Origin of the sequence: Bradyrhizobium sp. 155 (assembly GCF_023101105.1) — a bacterium.
Lineage (GTDB): Bacteria > Pseudomonadota > Alphaproteobacteria > Rhizobiales > Xanthobacteraceae > Bradyrhizobium > Bradyrhizobium canariense_D.
The window spans coordinates 6,653,061-6,677,351 of record NZ_CP064704.1 but is presented as its reverse complement, the minus strand read 5'-3'; the positions used below and the strand labels follow the sequence as shown (position 1 = coordinate 6,677,351).

Genomic DNA, 24,291 nt, shown 5'->3' with positions numbered 1-24,291 from the left:
AAGTAAAGGCAGACTAGCAATCAACGTCATTTACCTTAGGGTGTTTTATTCAGTGAGACAACTCAAATTACTGGAAGCTCTGAACGCCCGGCGAGGCCGCTGGATGCTGCACTGAAGCGTCAGCCGCACCATGTCCGGTATCTCGGCATTGAGGTTGATGACGCCCTGGCAATATCGGAACAGGTTGCCCTCTCGCCGAGTTCGTCCCGAGGAAGCACTATGATTGGACGACGGAGGAGACCGTGAAGCATACGAGTTATACCGCCCACTCATTGCAGAGGGCGCGATGATGTACTCTTCAGCCTATGAACGCGGCGACAAATACTGCAGCAAACTGCCCGCCAGCGCGATCATCGTCAGTTGACGCCGAACGGTAGGCCGACCAGCTCGCCCTGGTCAGAGCGTGATGGAGCTAAGTCGTCGTCTTCTCACGCCTGTTCTTCGCGGCAACGAAACTGTGCGCGTCTACGAAGTTTCGCCGGAAGACCGTCATCACATCGACGCGAGGCCGAGGGCCGTCAGATTTGCCTACCAATTTGATCTCGTAAGAGAGCTTGTGCTCGGAACTCTTCGAAGCCATCTGTTTCAACCCGAAAACCGTGGTGTCGAAGTGCGAGTCCTTCGGTTGAAGGACGAACTCGAAGTCGTTCAATGCCTCGCGCTCGTTCGGCGAGGCTTCGAGGTTGAAGACGAAATCCAACCTGTCACCGCTGCGCTCGATCGAACCAGATAGCATCATGGCCGGTTCGCCCTTCTCGCTGTCGGCCGCCTCGCACCGAGCGACACCGAACGCAAGCGGATCGATCTCGATATAGCCGCCGGACCGTTGAATCTTCTCGATCGCCCGGCGCGAGGCGCTGTACGTTTGGATGTGAAGGCCGCTCGGCGGTTCACCCTCGGACAGGAGCTTTCCCGGACGTCCGTGGCGCAAAACTCCCGCCTTGCGTAGAACGTCGTCGGTGATCGTTTGTTCGGCATCGATCCGCTTCGATTTGATAAGGCGCACCAAATCGTCGAAATCGTAATGAGCCGGCCGGCTTCTTTCGGGCTTACCCGTGAAGCCACGTTTAGGTAGGCGCCGATGGATGGGCATCTGCCCACCCTCGAAGCCCTTGATCGCGACTCCTGAGCGCGCAGTCTGCCCCTTGCCGCCTCTGCCAGCCGTTTTGCCGCGGCCCGAGCCGATGCCTCGTCCGACCCTGCGCCGCCGCTTACGCTCACCAGGATTCGTTCCAATCTCATTGAGCTTCATCGCAATGATCCGGACGAATCAGAATTAACATGGCGATTCGCTTGATTCAACCGGAGGTGAGTCCCAGCGTGACAATGATTTAACCTATGATGAGTCTTGCCCACTGCGATTTCTCCCATCAAACGATTCGGGCTCCTCGGTCGCAAGTCAATTTGGGTTGTCAACACTCCGCCCCCTTTATACCCAGCGACGCGGTCGGCTTTTGCATCGCTTTTCCCCAGATCGGCCGCTATTTCTTCCCTTCCGTAAGGCATTGATATCAAACTGAAATTTAGGAACTAATGCAACTTGCTCTGCATTTCACAGTAGGTGCGCCTCGGCTTGCCCGTGGATCGCGTACATCAGGCCTGTCAATTCGTCATCGCTCAGCATTTCGTTCGTAGTCTCCCTCACCGCGTCGACGAGGGGTTTCCGCTCCCGCAACAGTTTGTCGTAGACGACGCAGGCGAACGCGGCGGATCGCTCGTTGGAGACATGGCATTCCGGCGCAAGCACCGCCCGCGCACCGTTTTCGAGAAAGCCTATCGTGAACGTCGCCTCTGAATCCAAAGCCTGGGCGGCCATTTCGCACGCGTTTAGGAAGATCAGTGGAGCCTTGGACAGCGGGCCTGCCTGCGCGAATAGAAGATCGGAGCGCACCTCCAGATCGTCGTCGATCGTGAAGGAAGCCGCGACGCCGCCTCCGCCTTTCTCGCCGTGACACGCAAAGTGGATGATGTCCGCGCTTTCGCTCATCATGAGCTTGCGCAGATCGACCACGTTCTTGTGCCTATCCTTGCCAACGAAGCGGGGCAGCATTTTCGTCATCGCCACGTCCGGCGGCATCCGTTGGAGGTGCGGTACCTCGTGGCCGATCACGCCAGCGAGCGTGCTGCAGGCACCGATCTGCACGGTGGGGACCTTTGTGGACATTGCGGCCGGTGGTGGAACGTTGGCCGCATTCACAAACGTACGTTTGATGCGAGCTCTGGCTCCCCAAAACCATCGCGGATCCGGATCGGCCTCACCGTGAACGTGGAGGAAATTCCACGGGAAGATGTGTGCCTTGCCTGCTGCGACCTGAATTCGGCAGCCGTCATTTTCCACCAAGAGGGTGGCGACCCTGTCCCGTATGGTTTGGTCCGGAAAGAGCTTGACATACGCTCCATAGCCCACGGCCGCCAACTCCGACGCGGGACGCTCGCGACGAAGTACGTCGCGGGCGCAGCGAACGATCCGTTCATACACGTCTCGCATGCCGACGTAGGAGATTTCAGTCGCGATGTCCTTCCAGTCGGACTTGAAGCCCAGTTTCAGCGCGAGATTGTCGTCCGTTTTGCCGAGGAGGATAGTCAGATCGATCTCGAACGGATTGGCGCGAGTGGTGCTTTCCGTGGGGTGGGGCCATTTCAATTTGGCTGGCGGCGTGCGCCGCCGCTTCCACTTGGGCCGCAAGTGCTTCGAAGTCATATGCAACTCACAAATACTAAAAAGGATGGTATATCTACTTGTGCGCGAACCCGTCAAGCAGGTGCTGCATCGATGATTGAGCGTGGAGCCCGGTCCCTATTCAACGTGGAGCTTCTGCCGGCCAAGGAAGGCGACTGCATCCTCGTCGAGTACGGCCCTCCGGATCGGCCTCATAGGATCCTAATCGATGGAGGACGTAAGAGCACTGTGAGCAGTGTCCGCGAGCGCCTGGCGCCGGACAACGCCGTGGATCTCTTCGTGATCAGCCACATCGATCTTGATCATATCGAGGGGGCCGTTGAGCTTCTGGAGGGAAACCCCAACCTTGCGATCGGGGAGGTTTGGTTCAACGCGTATCGCCATGTATCCGGCTCCCGGAATGAACGGGGCGCTCGGGACGGCGAGGCACTTTCGCGACTACTGGGAGACAAAAAAATTGCTTGGAATGAGGCGTTCGGAGGCGACGCAGTCGCCATCAGTGGCGACGGTAGCCTGCCGCTCGTGCCGATGCCTGGAGGCCTTATGATTACGGTTCTCTCCCCAACACAGGCCAAGCTCCGCAGGCTCGAAGCTCGGTGGGTGGCGGAATGCGAACGCGCAGGCATCGTGGCGGGCAAAGGGAACGAACGGTCTGGGCGTGCCGCCCGGCGACTGAGATGCGAGCAGATTGACATCGAGGCGCTGGCCTCTGCCCCCTTTTTTCCGGATGACAGCCGACCGAACGGAACAAGTATCGCGCTGCTGGCGGAATTCGAAGGTCGACGTGCGCTGCTTGCGGCCGACGCTCACGAAGACACATTAGTCTCCTCGCTCCAGCGACTTCGAAATGGCGGACCCCCCTTTCGCCTTGATCTCTTGAAAGTCCCCCATCACGGTAGCGCCGGAAATCTCTCCAATCGGCTGATGGCCGAAATCGATTGCCCTCGCTACGCGATCTCATCGGATGGCTCGCGGCATGGTCTTCCGGATCCGGATAGCATCGCGAGAATAGTCAAGGCGTGCACAAGCCCCTGCGAACTGTATTTTAACTACCGCTCGCCGTTCACTTTGATTTGGGAGATGCTCTCCGCAAAAAGCAAACTTCCTTTCTCGGTCATCTTCGGGAATGACGGACATCTCAAGATCAAACTCTTAGCCGGTGGCAATGACCCCAGCTCTACTTATGCTAAGTCGGCCAAGACTCGCGGCTGAGGTCTAGCGCACCGAGGCCAAGATCGCGTCGGAGCCGGAGGAACATGAGAAAGTTGGACGATTCGCTCAGCTGTCGGTCGACTTCCTTGTCGAGGGCTCCAAGAGGATCGCCAAGACCCGAAGGGGACCGCACGTAGGACGAAACGAGCCAAGCGTCGTTATGCCAAACTCTCGCAAGCGGCTCGTCCATCCGCACTATCGCCGCTCTTGCAAGCGTGTGGGTTGGTGATCAGAGCAGCGTCGACACGAGCACATTCCAGTGGTACAAGGGCCGGACTTGGCGAAGAGGTAAGTGGCTGTTTTTGCTACAGTTTGACGGATCGGGCCCCAATCCTTTCCTGGGCACCACACCATATCCAAGCGATTGAAATCGCTAATTTGCAGGGAATTTGAGCCGCTGACCGGTACACAGAACCGGGACACAGCGACGATGAACTATCGAATGGCTTATCTATCGAAAGACAACGACTCCTCGTTCTGGAGCTTCAGGACGCGCACGCCCTCCGATATTCTGCGCGCCCTGGATAATGACCGAGCACTGCTGACGTTCGAGCAGTGCATGGGCAGCCCCGCGTTCGTCGTGAGTGCCCGTATTGGCGCTGAGGTGAAATTCTCACTTAAGACGCGCGACGTCGCAATCGCCGAAATACGGAAGAACCAAGCTGGCGTCGCACTCGCGAAGCTCTGGGCGGCACGCAGACACTGCCGAGCCCGCTAACGCACAAGCAGATCATAGGGCTGGCTGGTCTGGTTCACGAGCCGTGGGTTGAGCAGTTTGAACAGCAGCCGGGTGAGCGGGCCGCCTGGGTTGCGCACAAGGCGCTCAAGCTGGATTGATGACGGGCGGGATGCCGGGGCAAGCCACATGAACGATGCCTATTGCGCCGCCTTCTTCGTGCAACTCGGGCTGCCGTCCCTCATTGGATTGCACCGCCACCTCAATGGTGCCTGACGAACCGCGGTAAGGGGAAGCCGTGAGGCTTCCTCCTACCCGATTGCCTGGTTATGAGTGGGATCATTCATTTTGACGTCATTGCGGGACGCCGGGTTCTTGCGTCGCATCTGTTATTATTCGGCAAGGCATGAGGCCGGTGCTGTTAATCCTATCTGTCTATTGAAGGCTTTGGCGTCGTGTTGGTGCGGGTGGGTAGTACCGGATACTCGATCTTAGGTAGCCGCCCGGTAAGCGAATTCAGGAACGCGACAATGTCGTTTTCTTCCCCATCGCTAAGCTTGGCGCCGAGCTGGATTTCACTCATCAAGGCAACAGCTTGCTTCAGGCTCCAAACCTGGCCCGAATGGAAGTAAGGGGCTCGCAAAGCAACGTTCCGCAACGGCGCAGCGCGGAAGACATATTCGTCGCCGACCGCCTTGGTGACCGCGAATCGGCCCTTATCGGCTTGGGGAAGCAGGGTTGCGTCCGGCTTCTTCATCACGCCGAACTGGAAGTAGGCCTGTCCACCGACATTGATTCCATTGTGGCAAGAGGAGCATCCCTTCTCCATAAACAGCGCCAACCCTGACTTCTGCTGATCATCGAGAGCATGTGTATTGCCCTCCAAATACTGATCGAACGGGGCCGCAGGTGTGATGAGAGTGGCTTCAAAAGCCTCGATTGCCTTCGCAAAGTTTTCAAAGCTGACCGGTCTAGCCTCGTTCGGGAAAGCATTTTTGAACAAGACGACATAGCTGGCCATTGAGTTCAAGGTGTCGAGCACATGATCCGGAGTCGCATTCATTTCGGCACTCGCCTGCACAGGGCCAGTTGCTTGCGCCTTGAGGTCCGCGGCGCGTCCGTCCCAGAATTGCGCCGCATTGAAGACCGCGTTGTAGACGGTTGGGGCCCGACGTAGGCCGACCTTCCAGCCGTGACCGACTGAGGTCGGACCGGCATCGACTCCGCCGCTGCCGAGATTGTGGCACGTATTGCAGCTAATGATCTCGCTTGCCGATAGCCGTGGATCGAAGAACAGAATCTTGCCAAGCTCGACCTTTTCATGCGTGACTGGATTGTCCTTTACCGCAGGAATGACTGAGGGGATCGGATGGAAGATCTGCCTGGCGGCTCTCATCAGATCATCGTCCGCGCTAGCTCCTGACGACATCAACAGGCCAATCGCCAAAACAGATGCTTCAGCCACAAGCCGAAGCTCCCGGATCGATTTGTTCATACACCCGCCTCATCAGTTCTGATTGATACGAAGGAAACAGTCGAAAGCGATGCCACACTCTGTTCCCTGAACGGGCCGGCGCAGCATGCACCGGATCCTGTGAAGCGAGGCTGCATCAAATGTTCGATTTCGAGGTGCTCGCTGCCGGCGTTCGCCCAAGAGGCTTTAAGCCGTTATTTGATTCGCGAATTCGCTTTGAGCTTAGATCACGACCTTGGTAGATCAGACTAGCGCCTCAACCTTCGGAATGATGGCCGATCTGACAACAATAAGCGTGCCGAAAAAGGATAATCTGTCCGGTGGCCGCATCGGTTCTCCATTGAGCGATTGGGTGACCAATACGCTCCAGCGAAGTTGATCTATCCGTGTTGCACCGCTGGTCGCGCTCAGCGCTCACGGTGCCGCTGGACAATAGCAACCCCCATGCCAGTCTTGCATCTGACATGCAAGCTGCTGATTTAGGTACAAAACGAGTCCGGGCTGCCGAACAACGTCGGATGTCTTGCTTTGATGAATACATACAGTGTCACAGATGCGACAAGCGCCAGTCCCGGCTAGACATCATCGCACAGAAAGTTTTGTGATGAGATCCGATTGCCAGGCTTGCCGGCCACACATGGCACGGCGGTACAAAGATCAACGCTGGCGTACGGCGAGACACTGAGCCGAGGCGCCCGGCGGTGCGCATCGCTCACGATTTCGCCGCGCCCTGCCGACTGAAGGCTCGCCGACTCATATCCGGGTCGGCTCTTTGCGCGCCGCCTCCGAAATCGCGCTCGTTTGTAACAGACGAGCCCCGAAGCCTGAACATGGCTCGTCTTGAATCCCACCTGGGGTTCGCTGGCAGAGCAATTGCCCATCTCAAATCTGTTACCTAGACTAGAGTTTGACGGTACGACCGTCCGATTTACTCGGATATTCCCATTCGACACCAGCTGAAGTGCCGGCCTGACACCTGATCGGGCCGCGTGTGGGTTGGGATAAGATAACCATTTCGACCCACTCACGGCCGAGTGGCAGCTTTTGAAATCCTGCGCGCTGGTCGCAAAAATCGTTGAACTTCTGCAGAAGCAATGGTCACTTCGTGCTCTTGCGTTGAAAGACTTCCGTACAAGAGGACATGTTGGTAGGAGATCTTTACATCATGTCCGCAGATGGCCAGGTCGTGAGATCTCATCCGCGTCTTACTGAGGGAAGGACGTGATCACCAGTTGTCCATGGCTGGTTCAAGTTAGATATGGCGTCGGTGATGGCTTCGATTGACGATCGATTGAATGAGATCCGACACGTGCGGAATGACATTTGGCGCTGTCGAAGAAGGCTTAAAAGCGAGCTGAGTGATCTCGAGCGTAAGGTTCTCGAAGATCGCCTGCTTGAGCGGCAATCTGCCTTTGAACGGCTCCTAGCGACCACGTTTCCTTTTACATTGACACTGTCAAGCAAAATTCGGGAGCCGCAGGTCATTGGCGCGCAAAATGGCGTCGGCTCATAGAACGCATGCGCCTGCGTCAGAAACGTAGGCTCCGTCGCCGCGGACCGCCGCGCCATCATGGCCGCCGCCGAGCTGAAATGCGTCGGTCCTCGGCCTTTTCACCGATGTGCTGGCCCGCGCTGAGCGCCGATGATGAAACCGTTCGGGCCCGCCATCCAGGACCACGGCTGGGGGACACCGATTGCGCCGTTTCTGCGAAACCGCGGTCACCATGAGTAGCTTTCATCCGACAGAGCGATCGAAGAAGCTTGAATCGGCCGTAGCGTCAGATTGTACAGAGCAGGCGAACGATACTCCAGACTAGGTGTAGCCGAATGAGAAGAGCCGCTATCGCTTTTGCATTATGTTTCGCTCTCGAGCTGCTCGGGCTAAGCGCGAGCGCGGTTGCGGACACAAGGCGGTACGCGTGCACGATCACTGCCGCCGATAGAGAGCCGGTCGGAGTTCGGAACGAGCGGGTCATTCTCACGGTTCAATATGGCTGCCGGATCGCGGATGGTCTCTCGCGTGACGCGGGGATTACAGCAGTGTCGGTCAGCGAGTGGGCTGCTGATAAAGGAACGTACCTAGCGTCCCTGGAATTTCACCGCGCGCTGGAGGGAGTTGCAATTGGGCAACTCTCGGAGGCGACCGGCTTCTCTAGCATGGAAGGCGAGCAAGGCATTGCGGTCGCAACTTCCGGCACGACAGTATTCAAGTTCGCATCTGGCTCATTGGCAGCCCTTTCAGGGAAGACCCTTAAATTCACCACCAAACTTACTGGCCTACGTAGCTTCGAATTGGAGTTCACAGATTGGCCAGAATCTCTTTTTTGGAAGTAACTCGTGTCTTACGCTTTGTTTCCGCAAGCGCAGAAATATCCAAAGGAGTGAAGAAGGCAACGGACATTCTGCAGCAGATCGCACTGGAGGGGCTCTGCGCGGAGCTCGATAGGATGTTGCCGCTGGTACTGCGGGTGATGCGTCAAGAGCCCGGGCGCGCATCTTCCACGGCGACACTCATGTGGAAGATAAGGTTCTCGGCGTGTTCGAGCCGCCGGCCCGAGATCATCCGTAAGGACAAGCCGGCAAGCCCAATGAGTTCGGCAAAATGATCAAGCTGCAAGATTGTCGACTAACTCTATGTCCGGCGGCCCAATGGCGATCTGTTGATCCCGGCCATCGCAACCCACCAGGGGGCGTGCCGCGGCTGGTGGCGACTGACGCCGGAGTCTACTCTGCCAGAACGAGGCCGCTGCGAGAGCATTGGGGGGTATGCATCCCCAATCGACCGAGCAAAAGCCCTGAGCGCAAGCGCGAACAGAAGAAGCGCTGGTTCCGCGATGCCAAGAATGGCGCACGCGATGGACGCATCAGCGTGGTTAAGCGGCGAAACGGCTTCAATCGATGCTGGTAGAAGGATGACGCCGGAATGCAGCGCTGGCTCGCCCTCGGTGTAATCTCAACCTCGGCAACATCGGGCGGACGATGAGCAGCCGAGCCGCTCCGTAGATCTCGGACCCATCATGCTCGCTTCAGGCCCCCGCCGTCCAGCCGGCGGGTTTGTTTTGCCCCATGCCGTTGGCCTAAGGCTGGAACGCATCAATTTCGCGCCGGGAAGTAGATAAAAGTAGGCTATCCACGGGCCCTATTTGCCGAACGGAGAATATGCGAAGCTTCATTGACGGAGGATGAACGCTCAACGCGAATTTGAGGGCAGCCCGCGCTGATGGAGCCGCTCTAGTGGTGTCCGTCTGTAGTGGGAGCAGCGCCTCGCGCTCATCATCAGACAGGCCTCGTTGTCGCTGCACTCGGTGCCGCGTGCCGGCGTCGGCTCACCGCGTCACGCTCCCGCAAGCGGCGTTAGAAAAAAGTCGACGGGCGAGCGATCGAAGCGCCGAATTGCGTCGGGGCGTGTCTTCCCGAGATGCTGAAACGAGCTGCAACTGGGCTGCCGAATGACGCAGAACGCCGACCTCTTTACCCCGAATGAGCAAGGGCCAGGAGCTTGCGCCTTTAAGGCTATCGCGGGTTGAGAATCGATCAGCCCCAATGCTCTCCACGAGATCGGGTGTCGCCACTTAGAGCGCGTCTCCACGAGAGATCAACTGGAATGAGGAGCGAAGCGAAAGATCGCCTGTAAGTGAAACAACGCCTTCTGCTGACAACTGAGTTCTCTTAGTCATCCAGAAGAGGTGCTGCAGCGCTCAATCATCACTTGCTCAGTATCGGACGCAAACACCATGGGCGCATCTACGTGCGCTGAACTCTCTCGAGCCGATCGTGTTTGCGATCGCTCGATGGGGCGCCAAGCAAAGCTGCGCACCGGAGTGATGCCGGCGCGCGGGAAGACTCTACCTATCTCGCTGGCGGAGAGCGCAAGTGATTGTTTTGTTTCAGACAGAGCGTTAGCGGGTACGCCTGTCGGTGCCACGCAGGGTCGGGTTTATAACAATCCGCATCCTGCCAGCTATCTAGCTCTACAGACGTGGGTTTTTCGTGTTCAACCAGCGCTGGCACACTCGTTGCAAACCCCTGCGCAACAGGCGGCTGTTAGCCCTTTGCATCGACATGCAGAGGGGCAGGCCGCCCCTGATGGCACGCGAGCGAGTAAAGAAGCCGATATGACCAAGGCTGGAGGGCAGGCATGACATCACCGAGACGCGTCTTGGTCAGCGATTCCGTCGACAAATCAACAGCGTCACACATGGCGCTCGCAAGCGCTTAGCCGAGATGAGCTGCAACATTCTGATCGATCGCTGCGGCATGATCCAGAACCCCGCGGAGTTGCGTCCGGTCGGACCGGACAGGGAGATTGCACGCTTTACACCTCAACGCCGGATCGGAAATCCGTCGGTCTACCGGAAAAGCGTCGCTTCTTCATTTGAGACGACAATGGAAAGGAAATTTGTATGAGCCGAGCAACTACCGAAAGCGTCGCAGAGATCAAGGCGCGCAACAAGCAGCTAATTGATGAGGTGTTGAAGGTCTACCCAGAGAAGACCGCCAAAAGGCGCGCCAAGCATCTGAGTGTTCACGAGGCGGGGAAGTCCGATTGTGGCGTCAAATCCAATATCAAGTCCATTCCGGGCGTAATGACCATCCGCGGCTGTGCCTACGCGGGCTCCAAGGGCGTGGTCTGGGGGCCGATCAAGGACATGATCCACATTAGCCACGGTCCGGTCGGCTGTGGTCAGTACTCATGGGGCTCGCGGCGCAACTACTACGTCGGCACGACCGGCATCGACACGTTCGTGACACTGCAGTTCACTTCCGATTTCCAAGAAAAGGATATCGTGTTCGGCGGAGATAAAAAGGTCACCAAACTCATCGACGAGCTACAGGAGCTGTTTCCTCTCAACAGGGGCATTACCATTCAGTCCGAATGTCCGATTGGTTTGATCGGTGACGATATCGAGGCAGTCTCCAGAGAAAAGTCAAAGGAATATGGCGGCAAAACCATCGTGCCTGTGCGGTGCGAGGGTTTTCGTGGCGTGTCACAATCGCTCGGCCATCACATCGCGAACGACGCCATTCGAGATTGGATCTTCGACAAGAGCGCCCCAGAAGCCAGCTCTAAATTTCAGCCGACCGCATATGACGTCGCCATTATCGGTGACTACAACATCGGCGGCGACGCCTGGTCGTCACGGATCCTGCTCGAAGAAATGGGCCTGCGCGTCATCGCCCAGTGGTCCGGGGATGGATCTCTCGCTGAATTGGAGGCGACGCCGAAAGCGAAGCTCAACATATTACATTGCTATCGCTCGATGAACTACATCTCACGGCACATGGAGGAAAAATTCGGGATTCCCTGGTGCGAGTACAACTTCTTCGGGCCTTCCAAAATCGCGGAGTCGCTGCGCAAAATTGCAAGCTTCTTCGATGATAAGATCAAGGAGGGCGCCGAGCGCGTCATCGCGAAATATCAGCCGCTGGTCGATGCGGTGACCGCGAAATACCGGCCGCGGCTCGATGGCAAGACCGTAATGCTGTTCGTCGGCGGCCTACGTCCTCGCCACGTCATCGGCGCGTATGAGGACCTCGGCATGGATGTTGTCGGCACAGGCTATGAGTTCGGTCACAACGACGACTATCAGCGCACCGCCCAGCACTACGTCAAGGACGGCACGCTGATCTACGACGATGTCACCGGTTACGAATTCGAGCGCTTCGTCGAAAAGATCCGGCCCGACCTCGTCGGCTCCGGTATCAAGGAAAAATACGTCTTCCAAAAGATGGGCGTGCCGTTCCGCCAAATGCATTCCTGGGACTACTCGGGTCCTTACCACGGTTATGACGGCTTCGCGATCTTCGCCCGAGACATGGACATGGCAATCAACTCCCCGATCTGGGGGAAGACCACCGCACCTTGGAAGGACGCTCCGCGGCCGAGCCTCATGGCGGCGGAATAGGAAAGCCGACGCTCGGGCCCTTTCTTCCGCAGAGGAGGGAAGGGCAGGAGAACGAACACAAGAACCTGAAGAGTGCCATGATGACACAGAACGCCGAACACATCCTCGACCACTCTGAGCTTTTCCGGGGAGACGAATACCAGCAGATGCTGGCCAATAAGAAGGCGCTATTTGAGAATCCGCACGATCCCGCCGAAGTCGACCGTATCGGAGAATGGTCCAAGACGCCCGAATACCGCGAGAAGAACTTCGCCCGCGAGGCGCTAACCGTCAATCCGGCGAAGGCTTGCCAGCCGCTAGGTGCGGTCTTCGCCGCGCTCGGGTTCGAGCGCACACTGCCGTTCGTCCACGGCTCCCAGGGTTGCGTCGCGTATTATCGCAGCCATTTGTCGCGGCACTTCAAGGAGCCGACTTCGTGCGTCTCCTCGTCCATGACGGAAGACGCGGCTGTGTTCGGGGGGCTCAACAACCTGACCGACGGGCTTGCCAACAGCTACAACATGTACAAGCCGAAGATGATCGCGGTCGCCACGACCTGCATGGCGGAAGTCATTGGCGACGACCTCAACGCCTTCATCAAAACATCAAAGGAAAAAGGTTCAGTCCCCGCGGACTACGACGTACCATTCGCTCACACTCCTGCATTCGTCGGTAGTCACATTACGGGCTACGACAACGCGCTCAAGGGCATCCTCGAGCATTTCTGGGATGGCAAAGCCGGCACGGCGCCTAAACTCCAGCGCAAGGCGAACAACTGGATCAACTTCATCGGTGGCTTCGACGGCTACACTGTCGGAAACATCCGTGAGATAAAGCGCATCTTCGAGCTGATGGGGATCGGCTACACGATCCTCGCGGATAACAGTGATGTGTTCGATACCCCCACCGACGGCGAGTTCCGCATGTATGATGGCGGCACGACACTAAAGGATGCCGCGAACGCAGTCCATGCGAAGGCAACCATTTCCATGCAGCAATATTGTACGGAGAAGACGTTGCCCTTCATCAAGGGGCACGACCAGGAGGTCGTCTCCTTCAATCACCCTCTGGGTGTCAGCGCCACGGACGATTTCCTGATGACGCTGTCGCGTATCACCAACAAGGCAATTCCCAATGCGCTGGAGCGGGAGCGCGGGCGTCTGGTAGACGCAATGGCTGACTCTAGCGCGCATGTTCACGGCAAGAAGTTCGCGATCTACGGCGATCCCGACCTCTGCTATGGCCTTGCCGCATTCTTGCTGGAGCTTGGCGCTGAGCCGACGCACGTGCTCTCGACCAACGGAAGTAAGGGCTGGGAGCAGAAGATGCAGGCGCTGTTCGCGAGCTCGCCGTTCGGTAGAAACTGCCGCGCCTTCCCGGGCAAGGATCTCTGGCACATGCGTTCGCTCCTGTTCACAGAACCAGTCGATTTCCTGATCGGTAACACCTACGGCAAGTATCTCGAGCGTGACACTGGAACGCCGCTAATCCGCATCGGGTTTCCCATCTTCGATCGCCATCATCACCATCGTTATCCAGTGTGGGGCTATCAGGGTAGCATGAATGTGCTGGTCAAGATTCTCGACAAGATCTTTGATGAGATCGATAGAAAAACCAGCTCGGTTGGCAAGACAGACTACAGCTTCGACATCATACGTTGAGGCGAGCGCCCCGCCTCATCGTCCGCAGGAACAGCGGCGCTGTGGCGGGGATCCCGGGTTTTCCGCCGGGCCATCCTCTTGGTCTGTGCGAATGTCTTGACATCCCCGAAAGAGACACCATGACTTCGCTTCCCAGGACCATACAGGACGTCTTTAACGAACCGGGCTGCGCCAGGAATGCGAGCAAGTCGAACGTCGAGCGCAAGAATGGATGCACCAAGCAGCTGAAGCCGGGCGGCGTCGCCGGTGGGTGTGCCTTCGATGGCGCCAAAGTCGCACTGCAGCCCTTCACCGACGTCGCCCATCTTGTGCATGGTCCAATCGCCTGTGAGGGCAATTCTTGGGACAATCGCGGTTCCGCCTCCTCCGGCTCCGATCTTTGGCGCAGAAGCTTCACCACGGACATGAGCGAGACCGACATCGTGTTCGGCGGCGAGAAGCGGCTGTACAGGGCAGTCAAGGAGATCACAGAGAAATACGACCCGCAGGCCATCTTCGTCTACCAGACATGCGTGCCCGCAATGATCGGTGACGACATCGATGCGGTCTGCAAGGCAGCCTCCGCCAAACTTGGCAAACCGGTCATTCCCATCAATGCACCGGGATTTGTGGGGTCGAAGAACCTCGGCAACAAGCTCGCAGGCGAAGCACTGCTGGAGCACGTCATCGGTACCGGAGAGCCCGATTACACCACTGCGTATGACATCAACATCATCGGCGAATACAACCTGTCCGGCGAGCTCTGGCAGGTCAAGCCGCTGCTCGATGAGCTCGGAATCCGGATCCTGTCGTGCATCTCGGGGGACGGCAAGTATCGCGAGGTGGCTTATTCGCACCGAGCCAAAGCCGCGATGATGGTCTGCTCAAAGGCAATGATCAACGTCGCACGCAAGATGAGGCAGCGCTACGGCATCCCGTTTTTTGAAGGCTCGTTCTACGGTATTGAGGATTCCAGCGATTCACTACGCCAGATCGCGCGCATGCTGATCGAACGCGGCGCGCCGGCCGAGCTGATGGAACGCACGCAAGCCCTGATCGCACGCGAAGAGACCAAAGCCTGGGCTGCGATTGAACGTTTCAAGCCACGCTTTGCCGCAAAGAGGGTTGTTCTCATCACCGGTGGCGTGAAATCCTGGTCGATGGTGTCCGCTTTGCAAGAGGCCGGGCTCGAGATCGTCGGCACGTCCGTGAAGAAATCGACCAAGAAGGACAAGGAACGTATCAAGGAGTTAATGGGCCAGCACGCCCACATGATCGAGGACATGTCGCCTCGCGAGATCTACAAGATGCTAAAGGACGCAAAAGCCGACATCATGCTCTCCGGCGGCAAGTCGCAATTCGTCGCACTAAAGGCGGCGATGCCGTGGCTCGATATCAACCAGGAGCGCTGCCACGCCTATATGGGCTATATCGGGATTGTCAAGCTCATGGAGGAGATCGAGAAAGCGCTCTACAATCCGATATGGGATCAGCTCCGCCAAGCCGCGCCATGGGATGAGTTCGACCGAAAGCGTCAGGCAAGGACGGTTGCGCAGATGTATGCGCAAGCCGCTGATCCAGTTCGAGACGCGAGCAAGAACGGCGTCAATACGATAAGTCTCTCGAATGAAAATGAGGCCAGCGGTGGCGAGAGCGCGATTGCGGCCCATGGCCTGAACCTCGCCAAGCCATGCACCAATTCCACCGCACGGTGCGTTGCTTGTAAGGACATTCGTTCCGATTTGCAGCCCCCAGCGCTGCAGGCGGCGGAGTAGGGGAGCGGCATGGCGGTCGTCACTACCTCGAAGAAAGCCTGTTCGGTCAATCCGCTCAAAATGAGCCAGCCGATCGGCGGCTCATTTGCCTTCCTGGGACTGCGCGGCGCGATGCCGCTTTTGCACGGTCCGCAAGGTTGTACCTCCTTCGGGCTAACGCTGTTCGTGCGCCATTTCAATGAAGCCGTGCCGATGCAGACGACGGCCATGAGCGAGGTTGCCACCGTGCTCGGTGGCCACGAGAATCTCGAACAGGCGATCCTCAACATCTACAATCGGCTCGAGCCTGAGATCATTGGTATCAATTCGACTGGCGTCACCGAGACCAACGGCGATGACGTCGAAGCCTTCATCCGGTTGATCCGACAGAAGCATCCGAAACTCGAAAAGCTCCCCCTTGTCTACGTCTCCACCCCGGATTTCAAGGATGCCTTTCAGGATGGCTGGGGCAAGACAGTGGCGCGGATGATCGAGATGCTTGTGGCTCCCGTCGACACGGCGAGACCGCGCGATATCTCCCGCGTCAACGTGCTACCTGGATGCCACCTCACGCCCGGCGATCTCGACGAGCTGCGCACGATTTTTGAGGATTTTGGGCTCAAGCCCTCGTTCCTGCCGGACGTCGCCGGTTCGCTGGACGGTCACATCCCCGACGAATTCACGCCCATCACGATCGGGGGCATTGGAGTGGACGAGATTGCGACCATGGGGCAGGTGGCCTGGACGATCGCGATCGGCGCGCAGATGCGCCGTGCGGCCGAGGCCATGCAGGTGCGGACAGGCGCGCCGTTCCGCCTGTTCGAGCGGCTCTGTGGCCTTATCCCAAATGACGAATTCATCGCCTTCCTGAGCCAGATCAGCGGGCGGTCGGTGCCCTGGAAATATCGCCGGCAGCGTGGACAGCTGGCAGACGCCATGCTGGATGCACATTTCCATATCGGCGGCCGCAAGCTCGCGATCGGCGCCGAGCCGGACTTGTTATTCGATCTCTCCAGCTTGCTCCACGAGATGGGCGCACAGGTAAGTGCTGCGGTGACGACGACGACCTCACCGGTGCTCCAGCGGGTCAGGACCGAGGACGTCCTGATCGGCGATCTGGAGGACCTTGAAGAGCTTGCCAGGTCGCGTGACTGCGACCTCTTGATGTCGCATTCACATGGTCGCCAGGCCGCTTCGCGACTCAATGTCCCGTTCTTCCGGGTAGGCTTTCCGATGTTCGATCGCCTTGGCGCTGCGCACCTCACGATGGTTGGCTATCGCGGCACGCGCGATCTGATCTTTGACATTGCCAATCTGATCATCACCGACCGCGAAGCGAACCATGGGCCGACGCCCGACACCTGGCGATCAAGCTGCGGCGGCCCACAGGTCCATCCACCCCAGTTGCATTGAGCAGGGAGAGAAAACAACCCGGATGAAAGTTGCATTCGCCACTCAGGACTTGAAGCACGTCGATGCCCACTTCGGCTGGGCCAAGAACATCGTGATCTACGAGGTCGGCCCGGACGGGCATCGGTTTATCGAGGCGATCCAATTCGACGGTGACCTCACCGAAGACGGCAATGAGGATAAGCTCGGGCCGAAGATCGAGGCGATCCGGGAGTGCGCAATCCTCTATGTTGCGGCGATTGGCGGCTCGGGTGCTGCGCGAGTCGTCGCCAGGAACATCCATCCGATGAAGGTGCTGCAGCCAGAGCCCATCCACGACCTTTGCGTCAAACTCGAAACCGTGCTGAAGGGGTCGCCGCCGCCCTGGCTGCGGAAGCTGCTCACCAAAGGCCGGGAACGTACGGTGGATTTCGAAGCCTGAAGGAATAAAGATGGCCGATCCGTCTGAAGTCACTCCAGCCGCCGCCGCCGCGGAATGGCCATTTCTGAAAGAGCTCATCAAGATCTGGCGCGCCCAGGACACCCACGGCGCCTGGGAGGGCAAAAAGGATCTTGAGCTGCTCGAACCCTACGTTCTCGACAAGCGCAAGCGCCGTGCGCTGCCGATCGTCGGCAATCCCGACCCGGACACGACATGGCGGCTGGAGCTGTTCTTCGACGCCGTTGCGCTCTCTATCGAGAAGGCAACCGGTGTGATGATCTCGCCAATGCTGAAGATGCATCACGAAGGGTTCGGTCGGATCGTGCTGATCGGCGGCCGGCTCGTTGTCGTGAGCAAGCAGCTGCGCGACGTGCATCGCTTTGGTTTCGACCATCTCTCTGATCTCGCCAATCAAGGCGACAAATTCGTCAACAGTGGCGTTGAGATGATCCGTAAGTTCCCGGAAGTGGCGAGTTGTTGAGGCAAGTGTGAGCGACATCGAAACTCTGAAAGCGGAAATAAAGAAGCTGTCGGCCAAGGCGACCCAGGCCAAGATGGACCTCCACGACCTCTCCGAGGAGCTGCCAGTCAACTGGTCGTCGATCCTGAGCGTGGCCCAGAGGGCCCACGCTGCCTTCAGCGAGCTCGAAAGCAAGCGCCAATATCTCGAGGCGCTGGACAAAACATAGCGGACGGTTAGCCATGTCATTCAGGACCCGCGACGGTCGCAATTGGAGGCCGGACTACCTGGTTTCTATCGATCCCAACAAATGCATCGGCTGCGGCCGCTGCTACAAGATCTGCGGCCGTGAGGTCATGACGCTGAAGGGGCTAAGTGAGGGTGGCGAGATCATCGATCTCGACGAGGACGACGATGAGCTCGAAAAGAAGGTCATGGTGCTGAAGGACGAAGGCGCTTGCATCGGCTGCAGCGCCTGCGCCCGGGTGTGCCCAACAAACTGTCAGACCCACACACCACCTGGTTGATTCAGCTTTCTCCGACGAAATCGAAGAGTGAGTTGTCAGATACAAGCTGGTAGGGAACTCCCAGATCCGACCTGTTCTGGCGTGAAGCCGGCAGTTGCCGAGTCGGGCCGCGACCTCGCATGGACCGCCGGCGGCGGAGGCCAGCAGGATCGTGAAAACGACAATGCCGACACCGTCGTTCAAGAGTGACTCGCCCTGCATCTCGACCTCGAGACTTCAGGTGCCTTTACATTTTGAGCGTACCCATGACCGCCACCGGATCGGTCAGGCTGATGAGGCCGCCAAACACCAGTGGCAAAGGCAGCGGCAGCGACTAACCAAGTAGACCAGCGGGCTGCCAGAATAGAAAGCCAAGGATAAACGTCGACGTGATCGTGGCGAAGGTGGCAAGCTCGATTGGGGGCACGGCGCGGCTTACCAACGTTGCGAGATCGACGTGGAGCGCTCCCCCGAAGAGCAAGAATGCTAACAGTCCCGGACATCGCGACGGACCTGAAGTCGATCTGGAGCACTGTCTTTGTTAGCGCTTCGAGCAGATGCGTGGCGACGGCAGAGATCCCGCGTTTGCCTGACGCTTCTGGCTCGATTGCAAGGTTCGCGAATAGTAATGACGAAACAGTGGATCAGCATACCGTAAGCCTGTGCAAAAAAGCGGGCTTCGTGCCCCAACCCTTCATTGGGAACGCGTGTGCGCGGATCTCATTATGGCCTGCCTGCAACAGCAGTCCACTTGCGAGAGGCCGCATATATTATCCAGCTACTGGAATCGTCATTCAGGAGAACTGATAAAGAAGGTGTCGCCAGTCTGGCGTCTGACGACTATCCGACACTGTTCTGTCGCCTTTGTTGGTCCGCGACACTGGCCTAGTTCGCGAGCTCTTGTCTGGCCTCAGGCTAATCCGCTGAAAAGCAATCACGATCTCTTCCTTCTGCTGGGTCGGCAAATTGGCACGAGTTTTGAAGCTCCTTCGTTGCGAGCCGGGAGCCGCCGACCGACCTTCATTTCGTGGATGACACCGCGATCGATGGAACGAAGAAAGAAAAGCAAAATGTCAAATCCGCATCAGACAGCATTCTATGGGCAGGGGGCCTCGGCGAAATCGCCCCGATGTTCTCAGCAGTTTGCCCGAGCGCCTGGCGCGCGCCGGTCGGATCAGCCAGCCAACAGGTAAGGAAGATGGACGTGCAAGAAACCACGGCAGCATGCCGGGACGCCTTCGCCGAACTGGCGTCGCCAGCGCGCACCCACGACCCATATCCGTTTATGCGGTGGTTGCGCGAGCACGATCCGGTGCATCGCGCGGCGTCGGGCCTCTTTCTATTGAGCCGCCACGCCGATATTTACTGGGCGCTCAAGGGCACGGGCGATGCCTTTCGGGCACCGGCGCCGGGCGAACTGGCGCGCTATTTTCCGCGTGCGGCGACCAGCCGGTCACTCAATCTGCTGGCGTCTACAATAGCGATGAAGGACCCACCGGCGCATACGCGTCTGCGCCGGCTGATCTCGCGCGATTTCACCATGCGCCAGATCGAGAACCTGCGGCCGAGCATCGCGCGCATCGTCGCAGCGCGCCTGGACGGCATGGCGCCCGCGCTGGAGCGCGGGGAGCCGGTGGACCTGCATCGGGAATTCGCGCTGGCCTTACCCATGCTGGTCTTGGCCGAACTGTTCGGCATGCCCCAGGACGACATGTTCGGGCTCGCCGCCGTCATCGACCCCATTCTGAAAGGCCTGGGCCCGCACGCCAGCGACCCCCAGCTCGCCGCGGCGGACGCGGCCAGCGCCAGGGTGCAGGCCTACTTCGGGGACCTCATACAGCGTAAGCGCACCGATCCCCGCCACGACATCGTGTCGATGCTGGTCGGCGCACACGACGACGATGCCGACACGCTGTCGGATGCGGAGTTAATCAGCATGCTTTGGGGCATGCTGCTGGGCGGCTTCTCAACCACTGCTGCGACCATCGACCATGCGGTGTTGGCGATGCTGGCGTATCCCGAACAGCGGCACTGGCTTGAGGGAGACGCCGTGGGGGTGCAGGCATTCGTCGAAGAAGTCCTGCGCCGCGATTCGCCCGTCATGTTCAGCACCACTATGCGGATCGCCCAGCGCGACATCGAATTGGGCGGCGTGGTGATCCCGAAGAACGCGGACGTGCGCGTGCTGATCGCGGCCGGCAATCGCGACCCGGACGCCTTCGCCGATCCCGACCGCTTTGATCCCGCGCGGTTCTACGGCACCAGTCCCGGCATGTCGACGGACGGAAAGATCATGCTGAGCTTCGGCCACGGCATCCGCTTCTGCGTCGGTGCGCAACTGGCCAGGGTGCAGTTGGCCGAGAGCCTGCCGCGGATCCAGGCGCGCTTCCCCACGCTGGCATTGGCCGAGCCGCCGACCCGGGAGCCCTCCGAGTTCCTTAGGACGTTCCGCGCGCTGCCGGTGCGGCTGCGTGGGCAGGGGGGCTAAGATGCGCGTCGTGGTGGACCAGGATCTGTGCGCAACGACCGGGCAGTGCGTGCTGACGCTGCCGGGCGCCTTTCGCCCGCGCGAACCGGACGGCGTGGCCGAAGTGTGCGTGGCGACGGTCCCGCAGGCGCTGCACGCCGCCGTGCGGCTCGCGGCCAGCCAATGCCCAGTCGCCGCCATTCGGGTCATCGAAAGCGACGTTGGCGATGACGAGCGCGCCAGCGCCGACCCTGCGCCTTCTCCGGGAGAGGCCGAGCTGCATGCCGCGAAAGAACAACGCAATCCAGGAGGACACGATGGCGCGGTTTGAAGGCAAGGTGGCCGTGGTGACCGGCGCTGGCGCCGGCATCGGCAAGGCAGCGCCCTCGCCATCGCGCGCGAGGGCGGCAGAGTGGTGGTGGCCCACATTGATGGCTCGGCGGGCATCGCCTGCACCGCGCAGATCGCGGCCGAAGCGGGCCACGCGGCTGGCCGTGGCCATGGACATCGCGGACGCGCAGTCGGTGGCAGCGCTGCGCGAGGCGGCGGAGCGGCACTTCGGTGGGGTTGACCTGCTGGTGAACAACGCGAGCGACATGCATCTGACCCCGCGCCACTGCGCGATCCTCGACCTGGCCCTGACCGTCTCGGATGAGACCATGGCGACCAATCTGCGCGGCACGCTGCTCTGCTGCCCGCAAGCCATATCGCTCGCGGCGGTGGCGCGATCGTCAACATGTGGTCGTGGCAGGGGCTCAGCGCTGACCCCGCGCAGACGTCCTACGCCGCGTCGAAGGCGGCGATGAAAATGCTGTGGGCCTCGCTCGCCACCCAGTACGGTCATGCGCAGATCCGCTGGAACGCGATTGCGCCGGGTCTCGTCATGACCGAGCGTCTCCTCGCCAAGCTGGACGAGTGCATGCAACGGCATCTGCGGCGGCACCAGCTCCTGCCGCGCGTCGGCTGCGCCGAGGGACGTCGCCGCGCTGGTGGCATTCCTGCTCTACGACGATGCTGCGTTCATCACCGGCCGGGTCGTGTGCATCGACTTCGGCATGCTGGCGCATGTGCCGACGTACGCCGAGCGTGGCAACAGCCGCGCCGCGCGGCCTGCCGGCACACCGCCGAAGCGGCCGCGGCGCCGCGCTGCTGACGGACATGCTGCTCAACCCGCTGGACCGTCGGCACCGGCTGCGGCACGACATTCCGGTCGTGCCCGGCGCTTTCCCCCTGGTGGGGCATCTTCCCGCCATCGTCTGCGACCTGCCGCGCCTGCTGCGGCGCGCGGAAGGGATGCTGGGCAGCCACTTCTGGCTGGATTTCGGCCCTGCCGGACACATGATGACATGCGTGGATCCGGATGCGTTCGCACTGCTCCGGCACAAGGACGTGTCCTCGGCGCTGATCGAAGAGATCGCGCCCGAATTGCTTGGCGGAACGTTGGTTACCCAGGACGGCGGCGCGCACCGGCAGGCGCGCGATGCGATCAAGGCGGCGTTCCTGCCCAAGGGGCTGACCCAGGCCGGCATCGGCGACCTGTTCGTGCCCGTCATCCGAGCGCGGGTGCAGGCGTGGCGCGACCGCGGCGACGTAACTATCCTGCGCGAAACCGGCGACCTGATGCTCAAGCTGATCTTCAGCCTCTTGGGAATCCCCGCGCAGGACCTGCCGGAATGGCATCGCAAGTACCGGCAACTGGTGCAGTTGATCGTCGCGCCCCCGGTCGACCTGCCCGGACTGCCCCTGCGGCGCGGCCGCGCCGCCCGCGACTGGATCGACGCACAGTTGCGCCAATTCGTCCGCGACGTGCGCGCGCATGCCGCGCGCACCGGGTTGATCAACGACCTGGTGAGCGCCTTCGATCGCAGCGATGATGGGATGTCCGATGACGTCCTGGTCGCCAATATCCGCTTGCTGCTGCTTGCCGGTCACGACACCACTGCCTCGACGATGGCCTGGATGGTGATCGAGCTGGCGCGGCAGCCTGTGCTGTGGGACGCCCTGGTCGAGGAGGCGCAACGCGTGGGCGCGGTGCCGACCCGGCACGCGGACCTGGCGCAGTGTCCGGTCGCCGAGGCGCTGTTCCGCGAGACGCTGCGCGTGCATCCGACGGCCACGCTCCTGCCGCGTCGCGCGCTGCAGGAATTGCAACTCGGCCAACGGCGCATTCCCGCGGGCACCCATCTGTGCATCCCGCTGCTCCATTTCTCGACCTCGGCGCTGCTGCACGAGGCGCCTGATCAGTTCCGCCCGTCGCGGTGGCTGCAACGCACGGAACCGATCCAGCCGGTGGACATGCTGCAGTTCGGTACCGGCCCACACGTCTGCATCGGCTACCACTTGGTATGGCTGGAACTGGTGCAGTTCTGCATCGCCTTGGCGCTGACCATGCACAAGGCCGGGGTGCGGCCACGGTTGCTGAGCGGCGTCGAAAAAGGCCGGCGCTATTACCCAACCGCACATCCGTCCATGACAATCCGCATCGGCTTCTCATGAGCTGGCATCGCATCCCCGTGTGGCGAGGCAGCGGCGCCGGCGACGGGCGGCATTACTGCACTGGGCGCGTGCGCTCGGTGCGACGCCGGCAACACCGCGGCGGCTCGGCGCTCGCCGTGGCCGTGTCAGGTACAAGGACATGAACAACATGCAGACCGGTTCTACGCTACACGACGACCGAACTGGCGTTTCCGCGCTCGGCGGATTGGGCGCGCAGGTGCGCGGCGCATCCGGCAGGCTGCTGCCGGAGATCTGGATGCAGGACGGCGCAAAGCGGGTCGAACAGGCGTTGGCGCGTCTTCTCTGCGCCGAAGACGATGGTGAGGCCGAGCTGATGGCGGCGATGCGCTACGCCACCTTGAATGGTGGGAAGCGCACCCGCGCCTTGCTCTGTCTGGCTGCCGGCGCACTGGCCGACACGCCGGCGCACATGCTCGACGACATCGGCGCCGCCATCGAGATGATCCATGCCTGTACCCTGGTCCACGACGACCTGCCCGCGATGGACGACGACGTGCTTCGCCGCGGCCTTCCGACCGTGCACGTCAAGTTCGGCGAAGCCACTGCAATCCTGGTCGGCGATGCGCTGCAGGCGCACGCCTTCCTGACCCTGGCGAGCCTGGATGTGCCGGGCGACAACCGTATCGCGCTCGTGCGCGAACTGGCGCAGGCGGTCTCCGCCGAGGGTGCCGCAGGCGGGCAGGCCATGGATCTGTCGCTGGTCGGAAAGCACGTCGAGCTGGACAGGATCGTGGCGATGCACCGGATGAAGAGCGGAGCGCTAGTGCGCGCGTCCGTTCGCATGGGCGCGCTATGCACCATCGCCGAGGATGCCGCGCACGCTGCGCTGTACTGTGGGCTCGATCGCTACACGGCCTGTTTCGGCCTGGCATTGCAGGTGGTCGACGACATTCTCGACGCGACAGCTGATACCGCGACGCTGGGCAAGACCCCCGGCAAGGACGCGGCGGCGCAGAAGCCGACCTGCGCGTCGATCATGGGGCTGCAGGCAGCGCGCCAGTTCGCGCTGGATTTATTGCGCGACGCCGGAGAGGCCATCGCCCCACTGGGGCCGCGTGCGGAACGGTTGGCGCAGATGCTGCAGCGGGCCAACGCGTATCTGTTCAAGCACGCGCCATGCGCATGAGCGCGCCCGTCTGCGTGGAGTCGCCCCTGTGCCGCTGCGATCGGCGGGCGGGAGCGGTGCATG

17 protein-coding genes and 2 pseudogenes are annotated in these 24,291 nt (G+C 60.1%); 16 read left to right on the top strand and 3 right to left on the bottom strand.

Going from position 1 to position 24,291, the window contains the following annotated elements:
• Positions 1-802: 802 nt before the first annotated feature.
• Together rplO and IVA93_RS31995 are read right to left on the bottom strand one after the other, a co-directional pair.
• Positions 803-1,252 (bottom strand): annotated as a pseudogene (gene rplO / locus IVA93_RS32000) (50S ribosomal protein L15); the annotation flags it as partial.
• 300 nt (positions 1,253-1,552) lie between these two features.
• Complete coding sequence (locus tag IVA93_RS31995; RefSeq protein WP_247789421.1) at positions 1,553-2,701, bottom strand: CHAT domain-containing protein; 1,149 nt, start codon at positions 2,699-2,701, stop codon at positions 1,553-1,555.
• A 246-nt stretch (positions 2,702-2,947) separates the two neighbouring features.
• On the opposite strand from IVA93_RS31995, the gene IVA93_RS31990 reads away from it, so the two are divergent.
• Together IVA93_RS31990 and IVA93_RS31985 are read left to right on the top strand one after the other, a co-directional pair.
• Complete coding sequence (locus IVA93_RS31990; RefSeq protein ID WP_247789419.1) at positions 2,948-3,892, top strand: ComEC/Rec2 family competence protein; 945 nt, start codon at positions 2,948-2,950, stop codon at positions 3,890-3,892.
• Between the two features lie 430 nt (positions 3,893-4,322).
• A complete protein-coding gene (locus tag IVA93_RS31985; RefSeq protein ID WP_247789417.1) occupies positions 4,323-4,610 on the top strand; it encodes a DUF6538 domain-containing protein in 288 nt (95 codons plus the stop codon).
• 385 nt (positions 4,611-4,995) lie between these two features.
• Here IVA93_RS31985 and IVA93_RS31980 read toward each other — a convergent pair whose 3' ends face one another.
• Positions 4,996-6,063 carry a cytochrome-c peroxidase gene (locus IVA93_RS31980; RefSeq protein WP_276577878.1) on the bottom strand — a complete coding sequence of 356 codons (1,068 nt, stop codon included), beginning with the start codon at positions 6,061-6,063 and terminating at the stop codon, positions 4,996-4,998.
• A gap of 2,285 nt (positions 6,064-8,348) precedes the next feature.
• Between IVA93_RS31980 and IVA93_RS31975 the strand changes: the two genes are divergently transcribed.
• From IVA93_RS31975 to IVA93_RS31905, 14 genes and pseudogenes are all read left to right on the top strand, one after another.
• A complete protein-coding gene (locus tag IVA93_RS31975) occupies positions 8,349-8,648 on the top strand; it encodes a hypothetical protein (protein WP_247377122.1) in 300 nt (99 codons plus the stop codon).
• A 1,797-nt stretch (positions 8,649-10,445) separates the two neighbouring features.
• Complete coding sequence (gene nifD / locus IVA93_RS31970; RefSeq protein ID WP_018457672.1) at positions 10,446-11,948, top strand: nitrogenase molybdenum-iron protein alpha chain; 1,503 nt, start codon at positions 10,446-10,448, stop codon at positions 11,946-11,948.
• Positions 11,949-12,028: 80 nt separating this feature from the next.
• Positions 12,029-13,588: a nitrogenase molybdenum-iron protein subunit beta gene (gene nifK, locus IVA93_RS31965; protein WP_247299153.1), complete on the top strand. Its 1,560-nt coding sequence runs from the start codon at positions 12,029-12,031 to the stop codon at positions 13,586-13,588.
• A 119-nt stretch (positions 13,589-13,707) separates the two neighbouring features.
• A complete protein-coding gene (gene nifE, locus IVA93_RS31960) occupies positions 13,708-15,342 on the top strand; it encodes a nitrogenase iron-molybdenum cofactor biosynthesis protein NifE (protein ID WP_247364017.1) in 1,635 nt (544 codons plus the stop codon).
• A 9-nt stretch (positions 15,343-15,351) separates the two neighbouring features.
• The gene (gene nifN, locus IVA93_RS31955) at positions 15,352-16,734 is read left to right on the top strand and encodes a nitrogenase iron-molybdenum cofactor biosynthesis protein NifN (RefSeq protein ID WP_247377116.1); all 1,383 of its coding nucleotides are present in this window, start codon (positions 15,352-15,354) and stop codon (positions 16,732-16,734) included.
• A 22-nt stretch (positions 16,735-16,756) separates the two neighbouring features.
• Positions 16,757-17,152 carry a nitrogen fixation protein NifX gene (gene nifX, locus IVA93_RS31950; protein WP_247377115.1) on the top strand — a complete coding sequence of 132 codons (396 nt, stop codon included), beginning with the start codon at positions 16,757-16,759 and terminating at the stop codon, positions 17,150-17,152.
• Positions 17,153-17,162: 10 nt separating this feature from the next.
• Entirely contained in the window at positions 17,163-17,633 is a 471-nt protein-coding gene (locus tag IVA93_RS31945; protein WP_018457677.1) for a NifX-associated nitrogen fixation protein, read from the top strand.
• Positions 17,634-17,640: 7 nt separating this feature from the next.
• Positions 17,641-17,841: a CCE_0567 family metalloprotein gene (locus IVA93_RS31940; RefSeq protein WP_247789415.1), complete on the top strand. Its 201-nt coding sequence runs from the start codon at positions 17,641-17,643 to the stop codon at positions 17,839-17,841.
• A gap of 13 nt (positions 17,842-17,854) precedes the next feature.
• Positions 17,855-18,139 carry a ferredoxin III, nif-specific gene (fdxB, locus tag IVA93_RS31935; protein WP_018457679.1) on the top strand — a complete coding sequence of 95 codons (285 nt, stop codon included), beginning with the start codon at positions 17,855-17,857 and terminating at the stop codon, positions 18,137-18,139.
• Positions 18,140-19,316: 1,177 nt separating this feature from the next.
• Positions 19,317-20,606, top strand: coding sequence for a cytochrome P450 (locus IVA93_RS31930; RefSeq protein WP_247789942.1), 1,290 nt, complete (start codon positions 19,317-19,319; stop codon positions 20,604-20,606).
• A gap of 1 nt (position 20,607) precedes the next feature.
• Positions 20,608-20,916 (top strand): ferredoxin, encoded by a 309-nt coding sequence (locus IVA93_RS31925; protein ID WP_083926492.1) that lies wholly within the window; start codon positions 20,608-20,610, stop codon positions 20,914-20,916.
• Positions 20,813-21,738, top strand: a pseudogene (locus IVA93_RS41045) (SDR family NAD(P)-dependent oxidoreductase). Before IVA93_RS31925 ends, IVA93_RS41045 begins: the two are co-directional and overlap by 104 nt.
• A gap of 5 nt (positions 21,739-21,743) precedes the next feature.
• Positions 21,744-23,081, top strand: a complete 1,338-nt coding sequence (locus tag IVA93_RS31910; RefSeq protein WP_026233421.1) for a cytochrome P450 — start codon at positions 21,744-21,746, stop codon at positions 23,079-23,081.
• 148 nt (positions 23,082-23,229) lie between these two features.
• Positions 23,230-24,228, top strand: coding sequence for a polyprenyl synthetase family protein (locus tag IVA93_RS31905; protein WP_247789941.1), 999 nt, complete (start codon positions 23,230-23,232; stop codon positions 24,226-24,228).
• Positions 24,229-24,291 lie beyond the last annotated feature (63 nt).

Excerpts from the sequence above, each read along its gene's own strand:
- IVA93_RS31995 (WP_247789421.1), bottom strand. The coding sequence starts at position 2,701 with ATGACTTCGAAGCACTTGCGGCCCAAGTGGAAGCGGCGGCGCACGCCG.
- IVA93_RS31985 (WP_247789417.1), top strand. The coding sequence starts at position 4,323 with ATGAACTATCGAATGGCTTATCTATCGAAAGACAACGACTCCTCGTTC.
- IVA93_RS31980 (WP_276577878.1), bottom strand. The coding sequence starts at position 6,063 with ATGAACAAATCGATCCGGGAGCTTCGGCTTGTGGCTGAAGCATCTGTT.
- nifD (WP_018457672.1), top strand. The coding sequence starts at position 10,446 with ATGAGCCGAGCAACTACCGAAAGCGTCGCAGAGATCAAGGCGCGCAAC.
- nifK (WP_247299153.1), top strand. The coding sequence starts at position 12,029 with ATGACACAGAACGCCGAACACATCCTCGACCACTCTGAGCTTTTCCGG.
- nifE (WP_247364017.1), top strand. The coding sequence starts at position 13,708 with ATGACTTCGCTTCCCAGGACCATACAGGACGTCTTTAACGAACCGGGC.
- nifN (WP_247377116.1), top strand. The coding sequence starts at position 15,352 with ATGGCGGTCGTCACTACCTCGAAGAAAGCCTGTTCGGTCAATCCGCTC.
- nifX (WP_247377115.1), top strand. The coding sequence starts at position 16,757 with ATGAAAGTTGCATTCGCCACTCAGGACTTGAAGCACGTCGATGCCCAC.
- IVA93_RS31945 (WP_018457677.1), top strand. The coding sequence starts at position 17,163 with ATGGCCGATCCGTCTGAAGTCACTCCAGCCGCCGCCGCCGCGGAATGG.
- fdxB (WP_018457679.1), top strand. The coding sequence starts at position 17,855 with ATGTCATTCAGGACCCGCGACGGTCGCAATTGGAGGCCGGACTACCTG.
- IVA93_RS31930 (WP_247789942.1), top strand. The coding sequence starts at position 19,317 with ATGGACGTGCAAGAAACCACGGCAGCATGCCGGGACGCCTTCGCCGAA.
- IVA93_RS31925 (WP_083926492.1), top strand. The coding sequence starts at position 20,608 with ATGCGCGTCGTGGTGGACCAGGATCTGTGCGCAACGACCGGGCAGTGC.
- IVA93_RS31910 (WP_026233421.1), top strand. The coding sequence starts at position 21,744 with ATGCTGCTCAACCCGCTGGACCGTCGGCACCGGCTGCGGCACGACATT.
- IVA93_RS31905 (WP_247789941.1), top strand. The coding sequence starts at position 23,230 with ATGCAGACCGGTTCTACGCTACACGACGACCGAACTGGCGTTTCCGCG.